The organism is Cellvibrio sp. KY-GH-1, assembly GCF_008806975.1.
GTDB lineage: Bacteria > Pseudomonadota > Gammaproteobacteria > Pseudomonadales > Cellvibrionaceae > Cellvibrio.
Genome location: NZ_CP031728.1, coordinates 371098 through 395889, shown reverse-complemented (window position 1 = coordinate 395889; position 24792 = coordinate 371098). Strand labels below are relative to the sequence as shown.

Annotated in this window: 23 protein-coding genes; 10 read left to right on the top strand and 13 right to left on the bottom strand. The window is 48.2% G+C overall.

Annotated features, from left to right (window positions below; all coding sequences use genetic code 11):
- Window positions 1–14: 14 nt before the first annotated feature.
- The 11 genes from D0C16_RS01540 to pilM all read right to left on the bottom strand — a co-directional run bounded on the left by D0C16_RS01540 (window position 15) and on the right by pilM (window position 10916).
- Window positions 15–404, bottom strand: coding sequence for a type II secretion system protein (locus D0C16_RS01540; RefSeq protein WP_151030697.1), 390 nt, complete (start codon window positions 402–404; stop codon window positions 15–17).
- A gap of 178 nt (window positions 405–582) precedes the next feature.
- Complete coding sequence (locus D0C16_RS01535; protein ID WP_151030696.1) at window positions 583–975, bottom strand: hypothetical protein; 393 nt, start codon at window positions 973–975, stop codon at window positions 583–585.
- A 130-nt stretch (window positions 976–1105) separates the two neighbouring features.
- Window positions 1106–2326, bottom strand: a complete 1221-nt coding sequence (locus D0C16_RS01530) for a type II secretion system F family protein (protein ID WP_151030695.1) — start codon at window positions 2324–2326, stop codon at window positions 1106–1108.
- 22 nt (window positions 2327–2348) lie between these two features.
- Entirely contained in the window at window positions 2349–4067 is a 1719-nt protein-coding gene (locus D0C16_RS01525; RefSeq protein WP_151030694.1) for a GspE/PulE family protein, read from the bottom strand.
- A gap of 22 nt (window positions 4068–4089) precedes the next feature.
- Window positions 4090–5421: a hypothetical protein gene (locus tag D0C16_RS01520; RefSeq protein ID WP_151030693.1), complete on the bottom strand. Its 1332-nt coding sequence runs from the start codon at window positions 5419–5421 to the stop codon at window positions 4090–4092.
- On the bottom strand, window positions 5418–6338 hold the full coding sequence (locus D0C16_RS01515; protein WP_151030692.1) for an ExeA family protein: 921 nt from the start codon (window positions 6336–6338) through the stop codon (window positions 5418–5420). Before D0C16_RS01515 ends, D0C16_RS01520 begins: the two co-directional genes overlap by 4 nt.
- Before the next feature lie 32 nt (window positions 6339–6370).
- A complete protein-coding gene (gene mshL / locus D0C16_RS01510; RefSeq protein WP_225319012.1) occupies window positions 6371–8155 on the bottom strand; it encodes a pilus (MSHA type) biogenesis protein MshL in 1785 nt (594 codons plus the stop codon).
- A gap of 96 nt (window positions 8156–8251) precedes the next feature.
- Entirely contained in the window at window positions 8252–8605 is a 354-nt protein-coding gene (locus D0C16_RS01505) for a hypothetical protein (protein WP_151030690.1), read from the bottom strand.
- Window positions 8598–9281 carry an MSHA biogenesis protein MshJ gene (locus D0C16_RS01500; RefSeq protein WP_151030689.1) on the bottom strand — a complete coding sequence of 228 codons (684 nt, stop codon included), beginning with the start codon at window positions 9279–9281 and terminating at the stop codon, window positions 8598–8600. Before D0C16_RS01500 ends, D0C16_RS01505 begins: the two co-directional genes overlap by 8 nt.
- On the bottom strand, window positions 9281–9967 hold the full coding sequence (locus D0C16_RS01495) for an MSHA biogenesis protein MshI (RefSeq protein WP_151030688.1): 687 nt from the start codon (window positions 9965–9967) through the stop codon (window positions 9281–9283). Before D0C16_RS01495 ends, D0C16_RS01500 begins: the two co-directional genes overlap by 1 nt.
- Window position 9968: 1 nt before the next feature.
- Window positions 9969–10916: a type IV pilus biogenesis protein PilM gene (gene pilM, locus D0C16_RS01490; RefSeq protein WP_151030687.1), complete on the bottom strand. Its 948-nt coding sequence runs from the start codon at window positions 10914–10916 to the stop codon at window positions 9969–9971.
- Window positions 10917–11065: 149 nt separating this feature from the next.
- On the opposite strand from pilM, the gene trmL reads away from it, so the two are divergent.
- From trmL to D0C16_RS01465, 5 genes are read left to right on the top strand one after another with little or no spacing between them, the layout of a single operon-like run.
- Entirely contained in the window at window positions 11066–11536 is a 471-nt protein-coding gene (gene trmL / locus D0C16_RS01485; protein ID WP_151030686.1) for a tRNA (uridine(34)/cytosine(34)/5-carboxymethylaminomethyluridine(34)-2'-O)-methyltransferase TrmL, read from the top strand.
- Between the two features lie 46 nt (window positions 11537–11582).
- Window positions 11583–12029, top strand: a complete 447-nt coding sequence (locus tag D0C16_RS01480) for a flavodoxin domain-containing protein (RefSeq protein ID WP_151030685.1) — start codon at window positions 11583–11585, stop codon at window positions 12027–12029.
- 17 nt (window positions 12030–12046) lie between these two features.
- Complete coding sequence (gene fldB, locus D0C16_RS01475) at window positions 12047–12571, top strand: flavodoxin FldB (RefSeq protein ID WP_151030684.1); 525 nt, start codon at window positions 12047–12049, stop codon at window positions 12569–12571.
- Complete coding sequence (mnmC, locus tag D0C16_RS01470) at window positions 12568–14634, top strand: bifunctional tRNA (5-methylaminomethyl-2-thiouridine)(34)-methyltransferase MnmD/FAD-dependent 5-carboxymethylaminomethyl-2-thiouridine(34) oxidoreductase MnmC (protein ID WP_225318868.1); 2067 nt, start codon at window positions 12568–12570, stop codon at window positions 14632–14634. Before fldB ends, mnmC begins: the two co-directional genes overlap by 4 nt.
- Before the next feature lie 53 nt (window positions 14635–14687).
- Window positions 14688–15131, top strand: coding sequence for a late competence development ComFB family protein (locus D0C16_RS01465; RefSeq protein WP_151030682.1), 444 nt, complete (start codon window positions 14688–14690; stop codon window positions 15129–15131).
- 50 nt (window positions 15132–15181) lie between these two features.
- On the opposite strand, the gene D0C16_RS01460 is transcribed toward D0C16_RS01465, so the two are convergent.
- Window positions 15182–15838, bottom strand: coding sequence for a DUF502 domain-containing protein (locus D0C16_RS01460; protein WP_151030681.1), 657 nt, complete (start codon window positions 15836–15838; stop codon window positions 15182–15184).
- Between the two features lie 36 nt (window positions 15839–15874).
- Between D0C16_RS01460 and D0C16_RS01455 the strand changes: the two genes are divergently transcribed.
- The 5 genes from D0C16_RS01455 to D0C16_RS01435 all read left to right on the top strand — a co-directional run bounded on the left by D0C16_RS01455 (window position 15875) and on the right by D0C16_RS01435 (window position 22824).
- The gene (locus D0C16_RS01455) at window positions 15875–16708 is read left to right on the top strand and encodes a glutaminyl-peptide cyclotransferase (protein WP_151030680.1); all 834 of its coding nucleotides are present in this window, start codon (window positions 15875–15877) and stop codon (window positions 16706–16708) included.
- 233 nt (window positions 16709–16941) lie between these two features.
- Window positions 16942–18411, top strand: coding sequence for a DUF5666 domain-containing protein (locus D0C16_RS01450; protein WP_151030679.1), 1470 nt, complete (start codon window positions 16942–16944; stop codon window positions 18409–18411).
- 169 nt (window positions 18412–18580) lie between these two features.
- Complete coding sequence (locus tag D0C16_RS01445; protein ID WP_151030678.1) at window positions 18581–19465, top strand: DUF6502 family protein; 885 nt, start codon at window positions 18581–18583, stop codon at window positions 19463–19465.
- A 2-nt stretch (window positions 19466–19467) separates the two neighbouring features.
- Window positions 19468–20943, top strand: coding sequence for a DUF5666 domain-containing protein (locus D0C16_RS01440; RefSeq protein WP_151030677.1), 1476 nt, complete (start codon window positions 19468–19470; stop codon window positions 20941–20943).
- Between the two features lie 213 nt (window positions 20944–21156).
- Window positions 21157–22824: a hypothetical protein gene (locus D0C16_RS01435; RefSeq protein WP_151030676.1), complete on the top strand. Its 1668-nt coding sequence runs from the start codon at window positions 21157–21159 to the stop codon at window positions 22822–22824.
- Window positions 22825–22960: 136 nt separating this feature from the next.
- Here D0C16_RS01435 and D0C16_RS01430 read toward each other — a convergent pair whose 3' ends face one another.
- Window positions 22961–24751, bottom strand: a complete 1791-nt coding sequence (locus tag D0C16_RS01430) for a cellulose binding domain-containing protein (RefSeq protein ID WP_151030675.1) — start codon at window positions 24749–24751, stop codon at window positions 22961–22963.
- Window positions 24752–24792: the final 41 nt, after the last annotated feature.

Here is a 24792-nt window from a genome sequence, read left to right as displayed (position 1 = left end):
AAGTACACCTGCAATTATGGCGCACCTACGCCTTGGAAATTGGCAGTTTTTGTTGATGACGTTTGCGTTACGACGCAAGTAGCGGTAACACCAAGCGTTGCAATTGCCTGTGAAGCAACTGTGTATCCGGCGGGCATTCCTCCAACTAATATAGTGCCAACCTGGTTGCAGTCAGTAATAGCAACATGGGCAGTACCCGAAGTAATACCAGCCGACCGGGCAACTGCTGCTGCATAATTCATAGCCATGGCACTACCCAAACTACCTGCAACTCCATTTAACGCTGCATCTTCAGCGGCATCAGATAAATCAATAAAACGCGGCAGTGCGGTTGCAGCGAGAATTCCCAAAATCACAATAACTGCAATTAATTCGATTAAGGTAAAACCAGATTGTTGTTTCATACTAAAGCTCCGGGCAGAAAAAATTTAAATTAACCAAAACATCGCTCCCGGAATTCGGGAAGCCAATAATCACTTCCATGACAACCGGCAACAGGCTGTTAAGCGTTCACACAGTTATTCGAAATATAGCCAATTGCTTTGGAAATTCCAGTTACTAAGCAAATTAATATTTAAACGACTAATTACTAATAACCGAAAATAGCAACTGGCCTGTTAATGGAAAATAATCAAAATAAGCACCTTCACCAACCGATAAGTAACGGCAAGCCTCCGCTCGGGCAAATGCGCGGAGTTCATAAGTGCTTTCACTAAATTCTGCGGGGGTGATAGGCGCCGGGTTTAATAGCAACAACTGCCAGAGCTGATAACAATCAACATCCTTAGGGCGAAAAGTTTCTCCGACTACCGGAGAAACAGATGCCGGCCAACCTTGAGGAGATGCATAAAGCCATTTACCATTAATTAATAACCCTTTATTCGCATCATTAGGGTTCTTCAAAACTTTAGATATTAAAAACTCGCTGCGAAAATTTGCTGCTGCCGTCAAAAAATGATGCGATATAATTTCCAATCGCAAAATACGCGTTTTTTTTGCAGTTTGGGAATAACGATCCAAAGCTACCAGCGCGATTATGGCAATAATGGTTGCCACAATAAAATATTCAAATCGCCGCCGGCTGTCGCTCTGGCTCAATGGGGCCTCACTTTTGGATGTTGTACATGTCCCACATGGGCAAGAAAATACCCAACGCCAATACGACGACAAATGCCGCCATGATCACGATCATAATGGGCTCAATTCGGTCACTGAGCTGCTTAACGTCGTACTCCACCTCACTTTCATAAAACAGTGCGACTTCAGCAAGCAGTGCATCCACCTGCCCACTCTCCTCCCCAACGGAAATCATTTGCAATACCAGCGGAGTAAACATGCCACTCACCAGATGGGTTTGGTAAAGCCCTTCCCCGCGCTCGATACCCGCGCGAATTGCGCGAATTTTATCGCCCAGGTAAGGATTGTCGATGGCGCGTGCGCTTAGCTCCAAGGCGGTATTAATCGGCAGGCCAGCATTAAGCATTAATCCAAACGAACGCGAATAGCGCGCCAAGGAGGCTCGCTCAATAATGTCGCCAATGATAATAACCCGCAGCTTTTTTCGCCCCCATACGCGGCTACCTTCGGGAGTATTGACGTAGTGATAAACCCAACCTACCAAACCCGCGACTGCAGCAAATAGATACATCCAGTAATTAACAAAAAAATCGGAAATGCCGATCAGAATTCGTGTTGGCAGAGGTAATTGCGCACCGAACTTTTCAAACATTCCAGCAAATGCCGGAATTACCTTGATATTGATAACGGTGATCGCAATTGAGATAGCAACCAACACAAAGGTTGGGTAACGCAATGCAGTTTTAATACTCTTGATCGTATTCAAATCACGCTCCATGTATTCACTGAGCTGTTTGAATACCAAGTCCAGCCGGCCAGAGTTTTCCCCCACATTCACCAGACTAACAAATAAATTATTAAAAATTTTCGGATGGGCACGCATCGCCACGGATAATTCCACACCCGCTTCCAGACGTTCCACAATATCGTTAAGCGCCTGTTGAAACGTATAATTACACAAGGACGCTGATAAGCCGCGCAAACCTTTCACCAACGGAATCCCCGCGCGCGAAATAGTGTGCATTTGCCGGCAAAACATAATCAGCTCAACGGCTTCTACTTTGCCACTGTTAGTCGCTCTGGCGAACCGCTCAGAAAAGCTCAGTTTTTCAATAAATGCTTTGACTTCTACGGGGGTAATTCCCCGGCCCAACAACTGGCTTGCTGCCGCGTCGGGGCTGGAAGCATCCAATTGCCCGGAAATTAATCGCCCTTCAGCGTTACGCCCTTTGAATTCGAAAATTGCCATGAATTTTCATCACCAACTCTAATTAAAGTTCATCAATTTGCGCAGAGATTGCCATCACCTCATCCAGGGTGGTAATTCCATCAATGGCATACGCCAAAGCCGCCTCACTGAGAGTCACAAAGCTCGACGTTTCATAAGCGACTTTGGTGAACCCGTTGATATCGTTCATACGCAACGCCTCTGCCATCGGCTGATTCAGTTCGAGCATTTCAAACACCCCGACACGACCGCGATACCCGGTATTGTGGCAATGCGGGCAACCGGTTCCCTGCTTAAAAGTAACGTTCGCGAAACTGCGCCCCTTGCCCACGGTAGCTAGCAACTGTTGTTCATTGGGATTGGGCGTGTAGGGCTGAACACAACTAGTACAAATTTTTCTAACCAAACGCTGCGCGATAATTGCCTTCAAAGCTGTCGCAACTAGATAGCCATCGACACCAATATCCATTAAACGTAGTGCCGATGTAACCGCATCATTAGTGTGGAGGGTCGACAACACCATGTGGCCAGTCATCGAGGCGCGCAGCGCAATTTCAGCAGATTCCGCATCGCGAATCTCACCCACCAATAGAATATCGGGGTCCTGCCGCAAGGTTGCACGCAATACACTGGCGAAGTTCAAACCAATTTTTTCATGCAACTGCACCTGGCTGATACGCGGCAAGCGATACTCAACCGGATCCTCTACGGTAATAATTTTCTTCTCCGGTTTATTCAACTCGGATAAAGCGCCGTAGAGCGTTGTGGTTTTACCGCTACCCGTTGGACCGGTTACCAATACCAAACCGTGAGGGCGGGTAATGGCTTTGCGAAACCGATCAATTAAATGGGGCGGCATCCCCACGGCATCCAATGGCCTCACACCATCAGTTTGATCCAGCAAACGCATTACCACCGATTCGCCGAATTGCACCGGCATCGTAGAAATACGCACATCGATATTGTGATGTTTCACTTTCAAGTTGAAGCGACCATCCTGTGGCAAGCGCTTTTCCGAAATATCCAGACCGGACATTAGCTTCAAACGTACAACCAAGGCAGAGGCGATACGTTTTTCATTCATCACCTGCTCAAGTAAAACACCATCGATGCGATTGCGAATACGCAATACTTTTTCATCGGGTTCAATATGAATATCAGAGGATTTGGTATTGATTGCCTCTTCAAATATTTTTTGCAGCAATTTCACTACCGGTGCTTCAGTATCCGTTGCATCCACTGCAAAGTCCGCCAAATCCACCGCGGACTCTTGCAACTCTTCATCCAGCTCACCGGCCAGGGTCGCAATTTCGCTGGCACGGGTGTAGGCAATATCCAAAATGTCCAGTAATTCAGATTCGCGCACCACCGCCGGCTTTAAATTCTTTTGTAAGATGCGCTGCAATTCATCCAGACAGAAAATGTCCGTTGGGTCAGCCATACCTAACAACAGACCGTCAAAATCTTCACGCAATAACATCACACGATAGCGGCGCGCACTGGTTTCAGGTAATTTTTGTACCAGATCGCGATCAAACCGAAACTGCTTTAATTCCACAAACGGAATATTTAATTGCGCCGACAACAAATTGAGCAATGCGTTTTCTTCGACATAACCCAACTCGACGAGCGTTGCCCCCAGCTTTCGCCCTGTCAGCTTTTGTTCTTGCAACGCATGCTGCAACTGGGTTTCGGTGATCATTTGTTTTTCAACCAACAAATCACCAATACGAATACGCTTTTGTGAAAATGTGTTCATCATAAAAGGCTCTGTAAAATTCCTGCTATTGCAAAGCAAGCAAACGCTGCTGGATATAAGCGCGAACTTCGGGTTGTAAATCCGCATACTCTGCCACGCGCAAATAGGCTTGCCTGGCGGTTTGTCGCTGGCTCAATGAATCCTGCGCGAGCGCGAAACCCAACCAATAAGATGGTTTCTCCCCAAAGCTGCCGAGCATACGGCGATAAGCATTTGCCGCTTCAGCGTATTTTCCGGCACGTTGATATAACCACGCTAACAGCGCACGATAAGCCTCTCGCTCTTCTGCCTCGGCTGCCTGCGCCTCCAGCAATTCAATTGCACGATCTTCGCGCTGTTGAATAATTGCGACTTTTGCAGAATAGAATTGCTTATCAAGTTGATTTAAATAATCCGCGTGTGACAGTAGCGCCTCAATCGCGGCAACATTTTCCTGCTCCACAAAAATATCGAGCAATACCCGCGTAGACTCCTGAGACACTTGTGTTTTGGCGATAAAGGCTTGCAGCGCAATAATGGCATCACTGAATTGTCCTTGCGCCACCAGTTGTCGCGCTTGCTCTGCCTGCCGTTGATCCTGGGATTCTGCATTGCGGGTTACCGACAAATGCAAATTTGCGGGTTGTGGATTCGCGTCAGTTTCAGCTAAAGAAACTTTTTCTACAGTATTAAGTTTTTGCACGTTTAGCTGATCAACATTTTGCGAAGGCAAAAAAGGATCACGAATACTTACGGAGTTCACCGGTTCTGCAATAACGGCGGTCGCTTGCAGTGACGAAGCTTCTGCAGCAACAGGTTCAGCTTCATCAAGTACAACCTTAGCCCTGTCATTTGCGGCGTGTTGGGATTCTTCCATCGCACTGGATAGTTTGGTGATTGCCGTTTCCAAAGAAGCCAAACGGTCATTTAATGTTGCGCTGGAATTTATTGCGTCAGCGCTCGGAGAAGCGGTGTCTGCGGTAGTCCGAGTCTGATCAACCACAGAATAGGAACCATCGGGCTGGCCAGATTCAACAAGCGCGGGATTCACCGAAGCGGCGTCCTGTGCATCAACCGCGCGTGGCAACTTTGCTGAAGTCTCTACTAACGGTGCAGCAGAATCAGCAGGAACGCCCTCAAGCGCTCGTTCGGCGCCCTCCTCGCTTACTGCCGACTTCCAGACCCACAACAACAGCAATACACAAAAAAATGTCGCAACACTGGGCCAAACTTTTCCAGGTTCAGGTTTGATCACGCTTGATTGATTCAGCAATTCACGCTGTTCACTGTCTTGTAACTCCAACGTGGATACCGACGCGTGCTCCACACTTTTCTGGGTGTGGGATAAATCGCGCAGCATGTCATTTAATAGGCTCATGACATGCTCCCCAGCAGACTGGGGGCCAACACAATCACCGCCGCTGCGCCAGCTGCCAAGGTCGGCCATAACCAATAATCGCGCCGCGCAAGCCACCGCCCAAATGAACGACTTTCGGCGGTATCCATAATGGCGCGCACCATATGTTTGCGGCTCACGCGGTCCGCGCCCTGCCCATACGCAGCCAACAGCGCTTTATGAGCAATCACGTTAATTAAACGCGGAACTCCGCCAGACGCTTTGTATAACAGCCCCACCGAGGAAGAGGAGAACAGTGCAGCGCCGCGGTAACCGGCCGAACTTAAGCGATAGGCCAGATAATCCACCAAACTGGCTTTGGGGATTGTTTGTAAATACTCAGCAAAAACTATGCGCTGCTTTAATTGACGTAAATCAGGCCGATCCAACAAGTCATCCAATTCAGGCTGACCAAAGAGTACTACCTGTAGCAGTTTGCTTTTTTCAGTTTCCAGGTTGGTAAGCAATCGCAAGGCTTCTATAGTTTCGCGCGGCATTGCTTGGGCTTCATCCACCACCAATACCACCTGCCGCTTTTTTTGCGCCAATTCCACCAAGCGCAAATTAATATCTTTTAATAATTGATAAGAAGGAATTTCAGGTGAATAGGCAATACCAATTTCTTCGGCTAGAAACCATTTAAGTTCGTCAGGTGTTAAATAAGGATTGGGGATATAAGCTGTGATGAAATTTTCGCCCAGACTCGCTAATAGTTTACGGCTCAGCAGGGTTTTACCTGTACCGACTTCACCGACAATTTTTATAAAGCCTTCACTATGCCGCAGGGCCAGTAAAAGTGTGCTCAGTACTTCGCGATGGCTTTGGCTATTGAAGTAAAATTGCGTATCCGGCGTTAGCGAAAACGGATGCTCCTTTAATCCGAAGTGTTGACGGTACATGGGAAACCTCGCCTGCAAACATTCGCGGTTTGCTATTTATTCCTGTAGGTCTCGCCCAAACGTTGCATATTGCCTTGCACCTCATTGAGTTGCGCATCCCAGGTGCTTTCACCCACAACGATAGGGCGCAACAAAATTACCAACTCGGTTTTGGCTTTAGCTTTATGTTTGGTACGAAACAAAGCATTAACACCGGGAATATCGCCTAACAGCGGCCGCTTACCATCGGTAACGTTAGAGGACTCAGTCATTAAACCGCCCAAAACAATTACCTGACCGTTTGCTGCTTTCACGATGCTGTCTGATTCACGCACACCGCGCAGCGCCAACGGCAGCGCGAATTCTTCATCGCCAACAGTGAATACTTTTTGTTGATCAGTAACTTCACTAACCACGGGATGAATGTGCAGGATAACTTCGCCGCGCTCGGAAATTTGCGGAGTAACATCCAGTGAAATCCCACTGAAGAATGACGACAATTCGATATTTGGAGTAGAGGTAGTTGTTGCAGCATTACTGGTTTGGTTGCTGGAAATACCGGTAACAAAGTATTCATCTGAACCTACGCGAATAACCGCTTTTTGATTATTTACAGTAGACACTCGCGGGCTGGAAAGAACTTGCACTGTACCCTGCGTTTCCAATAGGGACAGCAACTTAGTAATATCTGTTACTTGAATTAACCCGGCAACAGTGCCACCAATTGACTCTCGCGAAGGAATAGACAGATTTTGCAAATTTCCTTCCGCATCCACATACAATCTATTAACGTTAACGGGCCGAAACTCATTTACTTCCGTGCCAGACCCATCAGTGTTAATGGCGAAATTGTCTTGAAGATTTTTGGACGCAGCAATTTGTCCGCTAATTGCGCCCCAATTCACACCTGCCTCAAACCCCTCGCTCAAACGAACTTCCAGAATTTTCGCTTCCAAAATCACTTGCCGTTTAACACTCAATTCGGAGCGTTCCAGAAAATCGCGCACCGCGCTTAATTCATTGGGCATTGCTTTTACTACTACCATGCCTGCTTGCGGGGTAATCATTACCGAACGGCTTTCGCTTTCGCCGCCAATGATGGAAACGATGGTTTTCTCAAGTGAACTCCAAAAATCCGTACGATTGAGCGTTTGCACACGCGAGCCAGGCGCCAATGCTGAACCACTGCGCGCATTACCCGTATTATTCTTACCTTGGGCGCTTTCAATCATACTTAAGAGGTTAGCCATCTCGCCGCCACTGGAAGCGTTGTTGCCACCACCCGTATTTGAGTTGGAATTGGAGTTATTGTTGTTACCTGACGATTGCCCTTGACCAATCACTACACTGGTGTCGGAAACGCCTACGCGTTGCACGTCGAGATAATTAATCTGGAAAACTTCAGTACGCAACGCATTGGCATAGACCGTGTAAATATTACGATCGCGCTTGTATTCGTAACCATAAATATCGCGGGTAACCCGCAATACCTCATCAACCGTCACGTTTTTCAGATCCAGCGTAACACTGCCACTAACATCGGGATGCACCACCAGGTTTATACCCGTACCATTAACCAATCCAAGAAAAAATGCCTGTGCGGGAACGTCACGAACAGAGACATCGAAGCGATCGTAACTACCTTTGATATTGCCACCGGCAGCGATGGCGTTGTTATCGAGCAGGGTCTTGCTCACTTCCGCCGGGACTGAAGGCGGGTGATCTTTTTGCGCGCGCTGCTGCTCAACGACCTTATCCATTGCTTCCTCGCCGATCAGCCTTTTGTGGGAGTCGCTGGAGGTGCAACCGAACAATACGGCTGCTAGCGTCAACAACATCACGCTGTGCGCTGTGCAAAACCCTGATTTTCTCGCAGGTTTTTTTTGTTTAACTCTTATGAGCATTGTCACTGCCTCAATTAAATCCTGCATCGATTAATGTCTTATCCTGGGCGATAGATTTATTGCCCAAACTTTATCACCTTGCCGCAATAACACTTTTTGCGGCTGTATACTTTGAATGCTAATCCCATTAACGCCCGGAACTTTTTGACCTTCTCGCAAACTGACACCATTGATGATGGCTAATTTACGTTGATTGCTGATAAGTACTGAATTTAGCTCCAACACTTGCTCAACCTCTTCCGCTACATATGCAACTGAATGTCCAAGCGGTGTTGTTGGATCACGCACCTCATTGGTATCCGCCTCGTTTTGGGCCGATAAGTTCGCGCTAAAAAAAGCTACACCAATACAAATCAGCATCGGGCTTAGGTAACGTTTATACACCTAACAAGCCCTCCTCTGAACTCAGTGTAAATACGCGAATATCAATAGTAGCGTCGGGATAGTTAGTGACTTGATAATCGAGAGACTCCCAATAAAATCGCCAAGGTAAGGCCTCTATTTCACGCATCAATTCGAGCAATTGCTGATAACTGCCTGAAACACGAATTAACATGCCGTGCTTGTAAACTCCCGTACCTCCCTCTTCCACGTTGGTAGTTCCGTTAGCGCCAGGAACCACCTTCGCCGCGAGCCGTAGTTCAGTGGCTGGCAAAGTCCGAACTTGCTGCACAGCTATCGCGGATGTTTTTTGCAAAACATCTTCCAAAGCCTTAGGCAATTGTGCGGCGCTAATCAGCCCCTGCGATAGTCCAGACAAGCGTGACTCGACATCGACTATCTGTTGATTTAGTTGTGCGATTTCATTTTTGCGTGCGATGGCGGGATCGCTTGCCATTGCCAGAGTTAACTCTGTGATGCGTCCTTCCAGGGTTTTTTGCTCGCTGGCAATCTGCTGTTCTTGCGATACGAGCTTTTTGCGCTCAGCGTCAAAACGATTTTGCAACAGAAAACTCCAAAGCAAAAAAACCACGGCCAGTAAGGTAACGAAAATTAGACCGCGCTCGCGAATTACTCGAGCATCGATTTTTTCCATTAATTGCTGCGCAACATTCGCCATTAGTTCTGCCCCGCGACTGACGCTGACTTATCTTTCGCTGCGGCATTCAGTTCCATCAGCATCTGTACTGCGGTTTTGGACTCCTCCTGCTTTTTCCCCTCCAATTGTTTTGCCAGAGAGAAATCAAACACACCAAGCTCATCTTGTTGTGGCTCTGCATTCAATACGCCAAATGCAGATTGAGAAAAAACTGATTCCGAACGCAAACGTTGAACATACAATGGAATTTGATCAACTGCGCTAGCTTTACCCGCAAATTCCACATAGTTGCCACCCGCCAACAGCGAAAATGCTTGCAGGCTCAATGTATCTAACGATTGGCGCCCCAACGCCTGCAAATGTGTAGAAAATCCCGTGTTATTGCCGAGGTTTTTGTTAGCAATAACTTGATAGATTTGCTCGCGCCGGCTTAATTCCTGAGCCAACTGCAATGATTGAGCATCGAGCTCCGCGAGATTGCTCGTGGGTCTTTGTTGCTCGAGTTGTGCAAGCTGGATTTTTATTTGTTCAAGTTGTAATTGCCGCTGGGCAATTTCAGCGGTGCGCGCGCGATTACCCTGCGCAGAAAAATAGCTGGTGGCAATTAATAACACCACAAATACCCCCACGCCCCAAAGCATATGAACGCTACGTAAAGGTTCGCGGTTGGGTTGAAATTCGGGCAGGTATAAGTTGATCTGCTGCATGTTAGGTCACCGTATCCTGACGCAGTGCAGCACCTATCGCATGCAGACACAATGACAAACTGTGTTCAGGTATCCCCTCGGCCAATTGCAAACCAATTTCAAGATTGAGCAAATTGATGCTAACCGCAACAGAACGGCGAATATCTTCGGTGATTTTATCGGCGGTAACATTTTCGCCACAGAGGTACACGTGACTCGGCGGAACCTGACGCATTTGCCGCTCAAAATAATCCAGCGAGCGCTGCAGCTCCAGAACCAGCGCGTCTCCTGGTAAATCATCCAACAAACCTGCATTGTACGAGAGCGAAAATTGCCGCGATAAATAAAGGTTACCGTCGCGGATAATTTGCAAACTACCACCGCCCTGCTGCAATTTCACAATTGCAACACCGCGCTTGGTATCGCAACAGGTTTCAGCGAGGTTGCGCAAAACCAATTCAGGAATATCAATATTTTTTAATTCAAGGCCACCGGCGCGCGCCAAGCCGACCTGAGCTTCAACCTGTCTACGCTGGGCGATCACCGCATAGGCCATACGGTTGCCACCGCGGGCACTGTCCTCGGGTAAAAAGAACGCGTCAATAATTGCTTCTGCGATCGGAAATTGCACCAGATCTTTCACACGCCAACGCAATGCTTCGGCGAGCTCTTCTTGCGGAACCTTGGGCGCTTCACCGAGAATTAATTGATAATTTCCGGAGCCCATCACCAGATTGCAGGGCACGCCCAGGAGGCCCAGCTTTGTGAGGCGTGCGCGCAATAAGTCTGCAGGCGCTATGCCTTGCTCAACAGGGAGAAAATCGCAGTGCGCTAATAAGGGTTGCTGCGTGGCCAAACGCTGAATATGGGCGAAAGCAACTCCTTCAGCGGTAAAATCCACCCCGATTATCTGGTTCTGACGTTTTGAACCGCGCAAAACCCTGGTTATTTTTTCCGCAATAGCATTCAAAAGTTGGCTCTCGTGTCCAATTGCTGAGGTAATTTGTGTAGCTCGCCGGCAAAAAATTGTGCAAGTGATTTAATAACTCTTGCTTATAATTGGCGTCGGAAACATAACGTTTACCAAAGAACATAGACCATAAAAGGTGAAAACGCCAAATGCTGAACATAGTTCTTTTCGAGCCGGAAATTCCGCCCAATACCGGTAATATAATTCGGCTGGCCGCCAACACCGGTTGCCAGTTGCATTTGATCGAGCCACTGGGCTTCAAGCTGGATGAAAAAAGCGTAACGCGCGCCGGAATGGATTATGCAGAAACACAGGATGTGCGCATCCACCCCAATTGGGAGACATTTTTAGCAACGCAGCAACCTGCTCGAATTTTCGCCTTAAGCACAAAAGGCACTCGCGCTCACAGTGCTCCGCAATTCCTGTCGGGTGATTATCTTTTATTCGGCCCTGAATCGCGGGGACTTCCCGCGAGCATTCGCGAATCCCTGCCGGCTGATCAGGTTTTGCGCATTCCCATGGTGGAAAATAGTAGAAGCATGAACTTATCCAACGCGGTGGCGGTGATGGTTTATGAAGCATGGCGCCAATTAGGGTATGCTGGCGCACTTTCTATTTAACACCGCCTGCTGACCAATTGGCCGGCACAGCCTAAGAGACGTAAGCATGAGCAAAATCCAGATTTTCATCGGCAGCGTTTACGGCGGTGCCGAGCAAGTGGGCGAGTTGGTTGGCGATGAATTGCGCGCGCTCGGCCACGATGTATCCTTGAACACCTATCCCCGCGCAGAAGACCTAGCGTACGATGCCAGCGAGATCATCCTGCTTTGCCACTCCAACACTGGCTCCGGTGAATTACCCGATAACATCCAGCCACTGTATTTGCACCTGACGCGCGACTTCCCACGTATCGCAGGACGCCGCTATGGCGTGATTAATCTGGCGGATAGCAGTTACACCACCTTTAATGAAGCGGGCAAAGCGTTGGATACCGCCTTTGAGGACCTGGGCGCAATTCGCGTTGGCGAGCCGCTGATATTAGATGCCTGTAGCGGAGATGATCCGGCAACCCTCGCTCGCAATTGGATAAAAACCTGGGCAAGCCTGATTTAACAACCTAAGTATTTGCTATGAGTGAAACCAACATCATCGGCCTGTTCTATGGCAGCTCCACCTGTTATACCGAAATGGCGGGCGAGAAAATTCGCAAATGTCTCGGTGAAGAACGTGTGGATTTTTTTAATATCGCTGAAACACCGATCATCCAAACCCAGTTTTACGATTATCTGATTTTCGGCATCCCCACCTGGGACTACGGCGAATTGCAGGAGGACTGGGAAGAGATTTGGGACGATCTGGATTCATTGGAACTCGCCGGGAAAAAAATTGCGATTTATGGTTTGGGCGACCAGGTGGGTTACCCCGAATGGTTCCTGGACGCCATGGGCTATTTGCACAGCAAATTAGTTCATCGCGGCGCGACACCTTGCGGTTACTGGCCGCGTTCCGGTTATGAATTTGAAGGTTCCAAAGCCCTGACACCCGATGGCAATTATTTTGTTGGCTTGGCATTGGATGAAGAAAACGAATTTCAATTAAGCGATACACGCATTCAGGAATGGTGTGCGCAAGTCTTGGAAGAATTCGGTCTGTGAGTGATCAGCAACCGAGCGCCCAACTAAATCCCGATCATATCCGCTACGCTCAACTGGAATGGGATGCGGATGGGCAACCTTTATCCAGCGCATTTGGGGACGTTTATTTTTCCCGTGCCAATGGCTTGGAAGAAACACGCCACGTTTTTTTGCGCCACAACCAACTTGCTGAACGCTGGCAACAATTAAAGCACTCTGAAAAATTTGTAATAGCCGAAACGGGCTTTGGTTCCGGTTTGAATTTTTTGGCTGCATGGGCGTTGTGGTTAGATACGGCTCCGGCCGGTGCGCAGCTGCACTTTGTGACCGTGGAAAAATTTCCATTGAGCAAAAGTGATTTGCACCGCGCGTTAGCGCTTTGGCCTGAGCTAAAGAACCTATCACAACAACTTGTCGATGCTTACCCCTGCATTGTAGGCGAAGGATTTCACCGGCTATCCTTCATGGATGGACGCATCAAGCTCACCTTGATTATTAATGATGCCGCGCGCGGATTTGCACAATTACTCGCAACTACCGATCCGCTTTACGCACAATATTCCACTAAAGTTGACGCTTGGTTTTTGGATGGATTTGCTCCGTCAAAAAACCCGCAGATGTGGAGTGAAGATTTATTCTCTCGCATTCATCAATTAAGCAAGGCAGGCACCACAGCGGCAACATTCAGTGCGGCATCGATCGTAAAAAAAGGGTTAAAATTCGCTGGCTTCAGGTTACAGAAAGTCGCCGGCTTTGGTCGCAAACGTGACATGCTCACCGCTGTATTTCCTGATAGCTGCAACGATAATTTTTATCCACAACCCTTTTATAAAAGCTTCTCCGAGTTCCCTTTACCCTGGGTAATTAATAGCACCCCGGTAAACCCACGTGAAAAACATGCAATCATTATCGGCGCTGGACTTGCCGGTTGCACTAGTGCCCGCGCATTGGCCGAGCGCGGCTGGCGAATTACCTTGCTTGAACGCAGCAATAATATTGCCGCAGAAGCGTCGGGCAACCCGCAAGGTGTGCTCTATGCAAAACTCTCGCACAAGCAAGAAGCTCAAGCAGAGTTCAATTTAACCAGCTTGCAATTTGCACAATCGTTTTACGCCACGCGCTGGCCAGTTATTGGCGATCAAACCGGCGTATTGCAACTCGCGCATGACGATGCTGAAAAACTACTACATACACAACTGCGTGAAAAATTTTCCACTGCAACGGAACTCGTGCAATTTGTGACGGCAAAACAAGCAAGCGATCTTGCCGGAATACCCTTGAGCCAGGACGGACTTTATTTCCCTGATGCGGGCTGGATTAGCCCCGTGCAACTTTGCGAACAACTGATTGATCACCCGCTTATCCAGTTAATCTGTGCATGCGAGGTGCAAAATATTCAGCACGACAATGGTATGTGGTGCGTTAATAGCAACACCGAATTACATGCGCCTATCGTAATTATCGCCACGGCACGTGACACACAGGCGTTCGCACAGACGCAGCATTTGCCAATTAAATCTATTCGCGGACAAATCAGTTATCTACCTGCTACCGCGTCGAGTGAACCAATTAAAACCGTTATCTGCAGCGAAGGTTACATAGCCCCGGCGCGCGCGGGGTTTCACTGCACCGGCGCAACCTTTAATTTGAAAGAGGAATCCAGAGAACTACGCACGCAAGACCACCAGACTAATCTGGAGAATTTGCGCGCGCCCTTGCCGGAGTTAATGGATGACTGGAAAAATCTGGATGTGAGTGCACTGGATGGCAGGGTCGCCTTCCGCTGCACCTTGCCCGATTATTTACCGGCGGTTGGCCCGGTAGCTGATGAAACCGCCACCCTGCACAGTTTTGCCCCCTTGCGTAAAAATGCACGGGCATCGGTGCAAGAAACAGGAAAGTACTTACCCGGGCTGTACATCAATATCGGCCACGGCTCACGCGGGCTTGCATATACCCCCCTGTGCGCAGAAATACTCGCGGCCCACATCAACCAGGAGCCGCAACCGCTTGCGAGCGAGCTGGTAAATGCGTTGAACCCGGCCCGCTTCTTAATTAGAGATTTGATCAAGAATAAGCGTTAGTAGCGTCTATACTCCTTAGCATCCCACTAAAATAGCCAAAGAGAGGCAGTTCCATGCTGACTAACCGCACCTATGTTCTGGAAGATGAAGTGGATTTTCTGCATAACTATTATGAGCGACTGGTAGTTCAGGAGGTCTTTGACCAAAGCGAGCGGGTACAACAGGGGGACAGGGATTTTCTAGCCGATGTTGCCTGCGTTGCCTTAAACCGTTTGCCGCCGCGCTACATCCGGCATGACGTGGACATGACTTTCTTTATGTCGCCGCAGGACATGGTAGAAATCGAACGCAAAGTCACCCAAGCGGTAACTGATGCATTGAACTACGTGGAAAGCCGCGAGCGCGGTGAAAACCCACGCTTGCCGCCCGTTGAAGTTGCTCTGATTTCCACCCGCGCCGACAAACCTGCCAAAGCAGAAAAAGTAGAGAAAGCAGAAAAAGGTGAACCGGCCAAGGCGGAAAAATCACCCGCCAAAAAGGCGAAGAAAAAAGACTAATCCGCCGTAAAAAACGTTAAATACACCCAACAAAAAAGAAAAAAGGCCGCTTAACGGCCTTTTTCATTTTTGGAATTTTCAAGCTGCGCATCGCCATCCGGAATTTCAGAGATGACCTGCGAGCCACTGCCGCAGGCGATCACCGTCCGCATCGCCTCTTCCACACTGACATGGGGCAACATGTCTACACACTCTGCTGAGAGATGATAAACAAATCCCGAGGTAGGAATGGGTGCAGTCGGTGCATACACAGTGAAATCGCCATTAGCATGTTTCGCCGTGACTATCGCGGTAACCGACACGCCCGCCGCACGCCCCATAATGTAAGCCCGGCACACATCACCTTTTAATAACGAGGTATTGCCCTCCCCGCCCAGCAATTGGGATACCACTTCACGAATGGTTTTGTAGCCAGGAGCAAGTCGAGTCAACCAGGCATCTATCTGATCATGCACCCACTCACCCACACTGGTCTTAATAAACAAACCGATCAGGAAGCATCCTGATAGCAACAGCAACACACCCAACGCATCGGCAACGTAATTAGTAAAAGTAGTTTGCGCAACAAGCCACAAACTGAGCGGTTGGATTAACGCGTGCACCAAACCCAACAACCAATCTACTAGCCAGGCGAAAATTACAATCGGCAAAATGACCAACAAACCACCAATTAAGGTGATACTGACAAACGACCGCAAACGCTTCATGATGTGCGCCTTTCAAATAAGAACTTTGCAAATCCTATGATTGCCACAAAATCCCTCTACAGCACACTATTGTGCACCAGCCAGCGGCTGATTACGAACCTCTTGGTTGTAGGCAGCCTGATTACCAACCTCTGGGCCAGCAACGCATTTGCCGCAGACGAATTAAGCTACGAAGTAATTGCTGAACGCACGCATAAACCAGTGCTATTTACCCAGGGCTTCCTGGTTGACGGCAAACAGTTTTATGAAACCAGCGGCCTTTACAATCAATCGCTGCTGGTTACCTACCCCATTACAGAACCAGATAGCACCTGGGCCAAAATCTCTGCCCCCTTCACCAAAAAGCAAACCATCCCTAGCCAATATTTCGCCGAGGGTTTGGCACTGCTGGACAACAAGCTCTACGTGCTGACTTGGATGGAAAAAACGTTATTGGTGTATGACAAAGCCACACTGAATTACGAAAAAAGTATGAGCTACAACGGCGAAGGCTGGGGCCTAACCACAGACGGTAAAGCACTGATTCGCAGCGATGGCAGTTCGCGAATTTACTATCATCAGCCAACGGATTTCAGCATTACCAAAACCCTGACGGTAACCGATGGCGAGCAGGAAATATCCCAACTCAATGAGCTGGAATATGTGAATGGCGTATTGTGGGCCAACATCTGGCACGACGACCGGATTCTGAAAATTGATCCAAACACCGGAAAAGTATTGGCCCAGCTCAACCTTGCCGCCCTCAGAGCACAGGTCAAACTGGATAACAGTGAGCAAGTCCTCAACGGGATTGCGTGGGATCCAACCCGTAAAGCCTTCTGGATAACCGGTAAACAGTGGCCCAAGATGTTCCTGATTAAAATCCACTAAGTTATTCGTCAGATCCGCTCGTCACATCACTTGTCACACAAAGCCCCGGCCACGCGCCGGGGCTTTTTTATTTGTGACCCATGACTTTCAAAACCTTGACTTAACGCACAACAAATTCCATATTTGGTAAATAAAATACCAAATATGGAAGATTAACAACTTCCTACTCCACCTGAAGGGTTTGAGAGGCCCCGACAGGATTTTGAGAAGGCAATAAGCAAGAGGTAAGAATCATGAACTATTTACGACTTTCCCCAGTACTACTCACCTTGCTGTTGGCAGCCTGTGGTGGTGGTGGCGGTGGCAGTGGTACAAGTAGCAACAACTCCAGTACACCCGGCAATGCCACAGCACAGGCAGAGCTCACCCAAGGTATGGTGACCGGCTTTGGCAGCGTAATAGTCAACGGTGTTCACTACGATGTGAAAGGTGCTTCCATCGAGATAGACGGAGAGAGCCTGGTTGAGTCTGATCTCAAAATTGGCCAGATCGTTCGTATCAGCGGCAAGGTAAATAGCGATGGCATTCACGGCACCGCCACTAAGCTGGAAGGCGAATCGCAACTGGTTGGCCCGATCACGAGCATCGATTTAACCGCCGGCACGCTAATCGCGCTTGGGCAGACCATCATGATTACCGCTGACACTTTTTTTGATGACGATGTCACCGTGGATCAACTGAAAGTCGGCGACATTATTAAAGTCAGTAGTTACACCGATGCCGACGGCAAGCTCATCGCTACCCGCATTGACGTCAAGTCGTCACTGGCAAACAACAAATACCAACTGACGGGTGACATTGAAAATCTGAATACCACAGCGATGACTTTCACCATCAACGGCACTTTGGTGGACTACAGCAAGGCAACTCTCTCTGCACTCCGTGGAGCGACGCTCGAAAATGGGCTGAAAATACGCGTAATTGGTAGTTTTTCTGCCGATGTCTTTGTCGCCGTTGGCAACCTGCATCCAAGCCACCTGGGTTTCAAACATGATGATGACCACGAAAAAGGTGATCTCGTAACCCTTAGCGGCCCAGTTACCGAGTTGATCAGTGGAACCAGCTTTACTATCGAAGAAACGGTGATTTTGATTACCACAAGTACCCGTTTTGAGGGTGGCGACAGCGATGACCTGTTAGAAGGTACCCAAGTAAAGGTCTACGGCGAGCTGGATGCGAACCAGAATCTGGTCGCCAAAAAAATCAAACTCAATTACAAAGCCAAAATCAGCCAGAAAGGGTTAGTGGATGCAATCAACCTGACCACTAAAACCTTCACCGTGAACGGAATGGTATTCGAGGTTACTGAAGACACCAGCTTCAACGATCGCAGCCGCTCCAAAGTGCGCTTTTTCGATCTGGAAGATCTTGCAACTGGCAATACGCTCCATGTGCGCGGCTACAAAGTTGCGGCCACAGCGACCACGGCAGAACGCAACATCGCCACTCGTGTTGAGCGTCACAACCCACACGCCTTTGGCGACAAAGACTGGAAACTGGAAGTCGAAGGTGTAGTTGAAGCGGTTGGCGACGGCAGCATTACTGTTGCAGGCCAAGTGATTCAAGTAAATGCCCTTACCCGTTTCGAAGGTTTTGCCTCGCTGGAAGAATTTTTCGCGGTGGCATTAGGCAAAGAAGTTGAAGTAAAAGGCCTTACTCAAAACGGACTGGCCATCGCCCTGAAAATTGAACTGGAGGACTAATTAGCTCCAGATAAACGACTAAGCATTTCCCTCGCATACCAACCCCAAGGGGTATGCGGGGGCTTTTTATTTTGATTAGCGTTTTGTGAGGGTTTTTTCTGGTACATTTCGCGGCACCCTTATAAAGGCCATCTGTAGCAGTAGTCATACGTAGTACGGTTACCAATTTATGAGCACTCCAAAAGACACAGCCTTAGCTGCATGTCGGCAACTGATGGAGCCGATCATCGGTATTTTGCTGCGTAATGGTGTTACTCATAAAGACCTGGTCGCGATCTGCAAACAAATCTATGTCCAGGTCGCTTCGGATGAATTCGGCTTGCGTGGTCGCCAAACCAATCTTTCCCGCGTGGCTATACTTACAGGCATCGACCGCAAAGAAGTCTCCCGCATTAAAGAATCGCTCAACAATCCACGCGAAGGCGAACACAACCAACAACATCAGGATCGCCTCACCCGTCTACTTTCCGCATGGCACCATGACCCGGATTTTTGTGCGCCAGGGAACCATCCCCTGCCCTTGGGCATCGAAGGTGAACAGCAGAGCTTTGCCCTGCTGGTGCGTCGTTACGGCGGCGACTTTCCTGCCAGCGCCTTACTAAAAGAATTAAAACGGGTTGGCGTAGTGGAAGACGTTGCTGACGGTAAAGTCATTGCAACCAAACGCTATTTTGTTCCCACTCAATCTGACCCCGGCGCGCTCTTACGTGCGGGTAGCGTCATCAGCGATCTGGGCAACACATTGCACCACAATTTATACAAAGCCAACAAACAGCAACCGTTACAATTTGAACGGCGCGCGAGTAACACCCAAATGTCGCCCGATACCCTTGCGGCATTTCGCGAATATGTTGAGCAAGAAGGTCAGGCATTTTTGGAAAAAATTGATGCATGGCTTAGTGAACACGAACAAAACGATTCACCCGGCTCACCAACCAACGAATTTATGCGGATGGGTGTCGGCACTTATTTATTTAGTCATCTGATCGAGCCTGAGACCCCGGAGACCATTCCAGTGGACGCCAATCAGCCCGAGCCAGATAAAGGAGCTTAACAATGACCCATTTTCTAACACGGCTGATCGCATCGCTCTGTGTATTACTACTCGCGAGTTGCGGTGGCTCCGGTGGCAGCGATGTGTCCGGTATAGATGGTAGCGGCGCGCCCGTGGCGACTGGCACTCAAGGCACTATCGATGGCTTCGGCAGTGTGATTGTGAATGGTGTGCGCTACAACTCGGACAAGGCGCAAATTCTCATCAATGGTGATATGGCCATGGAAGAAAATCTGCAAGTCGGCTATCAAGTCAGACTCATCGGCAGCATCGCCAAAGACGGTAGCGCCAGCGCCGACAAAATTGAATTTACACCGAATCTTATTGGAACAATCACTACCAAGACTGGCAACACGCTCGTTGTAATGAATCAGGAAATTAAGATCAGCAACGACACCATTTTTGATGTGAAAATCGTTCCGCGCGGATTGCAAGGGTTAGCGCCGGGTGCGCGGATTTTAGTCAGCGGATCACTGGCATCTGACGGCAGTATTAGCGCAACGCGTATTGAACTTGCTGATAATTCATCGCAGCAGCTGCAAGGGTTTGTACGCGATGTAAACACCATGAACATGACCTTCCAACTCAACCAACAACAAATTAGTTACGCGGGCGCAAATCTGAATTTGGGGAACCAGAATTTGCGCAATGGCTTGCTTGTCAGCGTTCGCGGAATTCAGGATACCAACCAATTATTCCTGGCCACCCAAGTCAATCGCGTTGCCACAGAATTTTCCACCAACATAAAGTCTGTATCGATTGAGGGATATATCACACGCTTTGTTTCAGCAATGGATTTTGAAGTTGCTGGAATGCAGGTAACCACGAATGCACAAACCCGTTACGACAATGGTGAAGCCAAAAACCTGGCGCCGGGTATCAAGGTTGAAGTGGACGGCAAAGTGACAAGCGACGGAAAGTTATTAGCCGAGGAGTTAGAGTTTGAACACAAAGTCAATAACAAAATTGCCGGCAAAATTACCAATATTACTGTCAACAACAGCGCCGGATTTGGCATAGTCACCGGAACCTTGGAAGTGGACGGAACCAGCATTCGCACTACCATCGCTACGCGCTATGAAGACAAAGGCAGTAGCCGGGTTAAACGTTTCAATTTATCCAGCCTGCAAGTGGGTGATGCGGTCGAAGTTACCGGCTACTCCAATGAGACCGGCTTTATCGCTACCAAAATTGAACGCGAAGATAACGATGACAATGAGCCCGAAGAGCGCGAACTGGAAGGTATTATCACCAGTATTAGCGCTGATTCTTTTACCCTGTTCGGGCGCAAAATCGTGACTGATGAAAACACCGAGTATCGCGATGCGGAAGGAAAATCCATAAACCCAGCCAGCTTTTTTGCCATCGCATTTGGCAAACGCGTTGAAGTGAAAGGCGTTGCACTTGGCAATGAATTTCTAGCAATCCGAATTTCCATCGACGAAGATGACAAAGGCAAAGATCAATTCAAGCTATAACTCTACTCTTGGCTCGCTGCGTCTGTGTAGCGAGCTATCTACCCTAAAAGCGTAAATTCTCGAGTTTTCCCATCCGCCACTAACACTTAATTTTGCGTTAAGTTTTCCCGTGCATAATCAAACATACCTGAACAATTTCTAAGGCATGCTCCGGCGCTATCTTCCGGGTTGGCTATAATCTCCGTATAAATGCGCGCGAATAACAGGGTTATTATGTCTACAGAGCGAATCGGGGCGTTAGTTCCACTCACCCTTTCAGTGGTGATAGCCAGTGTTATCAACACTAACGTCTACGGCAGTGATGTACCTCCATCTTCGGCAAGCAAGCCGTCAATGCCGGAAATTGAAGAAATAGAAATTAACACTCACCCGATCTTTGATGAATCCAATCCAGACGAGAACAACTGGGTGTTTCGTTTGGTGAATCGTCTACATATCAACACCAGAACAAGCACCATAAAAAAGGAACTGACCTTCAAAGAAGGTGAGGTGCCGGATCAACATTTACTCGACGAAAGTGCACGGCGCTTGCGCAGTAAACGGTTTATTGGCGACGCGCATGTCAAGCTGGTCGAACAAAATGGCGAACAGTCTACCCCTCCAAAAGTACAGGTAGATGTGAAAGAAGTCTGGACACTGGTGCCCAAGCTGACCTATTCACGCTCCGGCGGCAATACCCATTATGGCTATGGTTTACATGACTCAAATTTTTTGGGTTTGGGTAAAACGGTGAAGGTAGAGCACAAGTCCACTGAAGAACGTACCAGTGATGAAATTGTGTATCGCGACCCCAATGTCGGCAACCAAAATCAATTATCCCTTGGTTACTCGGATAACAGCGACGGTAAAGCACAATTGTTCAGTTTCTCCAAGCCATTCGCATCTATTCGCACCCCCTGGAGCAGTGGAATAACCATTCAGGACTTTGATCGAGAAGACACCTTGTTTAACGCTGGAGATGAAGCGGCACGTTTTATACACAACAGTAATGCTTATTCTGTTTTTTATGGTTTTCGTTTTCCCCAATCAACCGACCAGCGCACCCATCGGCTGTTGTTTGGCTATGACGACAACTACGATGAGTTTTTTAACTTACCGACAATCACCGGCCCTGAACCATTCGTGCTGCCTTACGACCGGGATTACCAAACACTCTGGGCAGAATATCAATACACGAACAACCACTTCATAGAAGCCAACAACATCCAACAAATTAATCGCGTAGAAGATATTAACCTCGGCGCGGAGCTACGAATTCGCCTTGGAACCGTCAATGCCAACGCATCCGCTTTAGACCAAACAACCTTGGTGCAAGTGGATTACTCACGCGCCTATTCTTTATCCGCCAAGCAATTATTGATAGGTGAATTTACCAGCTCCGGATTTTATGGTTCAGGTGCAACCACACAATCCGTTAATCAACTTAGCCTGAGCTACCACTGGCAAAATTTTGAACGTGGGCAATTTTATGCGCATGTGCAAGAGGCTTACGGTAAAAATCTTTTTATCGATACACCCCTGGAGCTTGGAGGTGATACAGGTTTGCGTGGCTACCCTGCCCGCTTTCAAGCCGGCGACAAGTTGCGCCTATTCACCGTCGAACAACGTTTTTTTGGCCAGAAAGAGTGGCTTTCGCTGTTTCATATGGGCGCCGCCGTTTTCTATGACGAGGGGCGCGTATGGGGCAACTCTGCGGTCACCCAAACCTTTCAACAAACGTTGCGCAGTGTCGGCGTAGGGCTGCGCATCTCTGGAACCCGTACCGGTGGTAAAGACGATAACGTTCACAACGTCACTCATATTGATATTGCCTACCCGCTCGATGGCGGCCCTGAAATCGACAAATATCAATTCTCCGTACAAATCAAAAGCAGCTTTTAATATTCACTTTAAACACCTGTAAATTTTGCGATAGCTCGAACAAAAAAAGCCCCGCGAGTGCGGGGCAATTTTTCTTGATCCAGTATTTGGTTTTTACCTTAAAAATCTTTACCGGTTATTTAATATTAACGCGGGATTACTGGCACACAGCACCCGTTACCGCAGGAACCGCAGCCGCAGCGGACGATTTACTCCCCTGGAACCCAAACTCTACGGTTTGCCCTGGTTGGATCGTAGAATTCCAGTTTAGATTTTTTGCCGAATACGGATTAGATCCACTCAAGGTAGCATTCCACAGATTAGTCACTTTTGAGCCATCGGCGTATTGCCAATTCACGTCCCAACCATTAATCGCCGTGTTGCTGGTGTTTTTAATGCGGATACTTGCGGTAAACCCATTGCTCCACTGACTATTAATAACGTAGCTACATTGTGCTTTGGTCGCTCCAGCGCTGGATGAACTGCGTGAAGATACCGAGCTGCTCGACGGCCGCGAACTGACACTGGAACGCGAGCTAAACGAACTGCTGCTTGAACTGAATGAACGACTACTCGAACTGCGCATCGATGAGGATGAACTTGGCGGTGGCGGGCAAGCGCTCGGGAAATTGAGGCTCATATCCTTAGTCGCCGTACTTCTTCCACCGCGACCATCCTCCACATCTAATATAAATTGATAAACAACGTTTGAACGAATAGGAAAATTCAAATCCCTTCCAGTGAAATTTTGATAAGAATAAAGTGAAGAGTCATACACTTGCCACGAATAAGTCAGTGGATCATTGTTTGGATCCTTACTATCGGCGCCGCTCATTTCCGCAAATGCCGAACCACACGCAGGATTTACAACACGACCCGTAATGACCGCGTAAGGCGGTAGATTTTCACTGGACACGCTGGAAGAGCTACGCGATGAAGCGCTGCCTGCTGAAAAATGCGATGCACGTTTGGCCGTTGCCTTAATGCCATTCTCGCCGTCGATCAAGCGAGTTCCCCAGGGAGTAATCTTATTTGGGTCAAACGCGGTAAACATATTCAAATCTGTAAATTTAGTGGTGTAACCACTCCAGGTCCACCCCAAATAACCAACACCCAAGTCCTGAGTCGTCGCCATGATGGAATCTACAGCAACCGTATTATTCACATAGGGGTTTCTGGTCTCATTAGTTCTATCGCGACGAACCGGGCCAAACTCACTCACAACAATCGGTAAGCCACGATCAAGGTAAGACTTCAGATAGGAACGAATAGTCGCGGGATCGCTATAAGCTTCATACATATGCACGGAAAAAATAACATTGTTCAAACTATCTTTGGAACGTATGTACTCGGCATTATCGCGCAGTTCGTTACTCCAGTCCTGCCCCCAATTCGAACCACTAATCATTAATTGATTCGTAACGCCTTGTAGCCGTAAAAGCACAACGATAAACTCGTAAAACTGCATTATAAGATTTCCACCATTCCCGCTAGGGCCACTGGCAATATCGACGATGACGTAATCTTTATAGGCATCAAGAACCGGCTTGCGGCTTAACCATGCGTACAAGATATCTGACTGATTCGAGGGTCCAAAATTATCTCCATAACCGTAAATACTGGTATCCGTAAGTACGCAAACTAATCTATTTTGCTTACACTGCTCTACATACCGCGTCAAACGATCATTACCCATACCCTGCACAGGAATGCGCACTGCGTTTGCGCCCGAAAAGGCGATATCGCTCATCACAAACGGTAACGATGCGTCATCAGGCAATATTCCCAAATTCACACCGCGATACACAAAGGGTGTGCCATTAGGATCAATAATCTGACTCCCTTGCACCGTCCAATCACAATATGCTGATTGGGTAACGGCCAAAACCGCCAAACCCAGACCGATTTTTTTGAATTGCTTAATCGAATTTTTTAATAACGAACTCATAATTCATTTTTCCTTGTGGTTAATTCTCAACTAACGTAAAA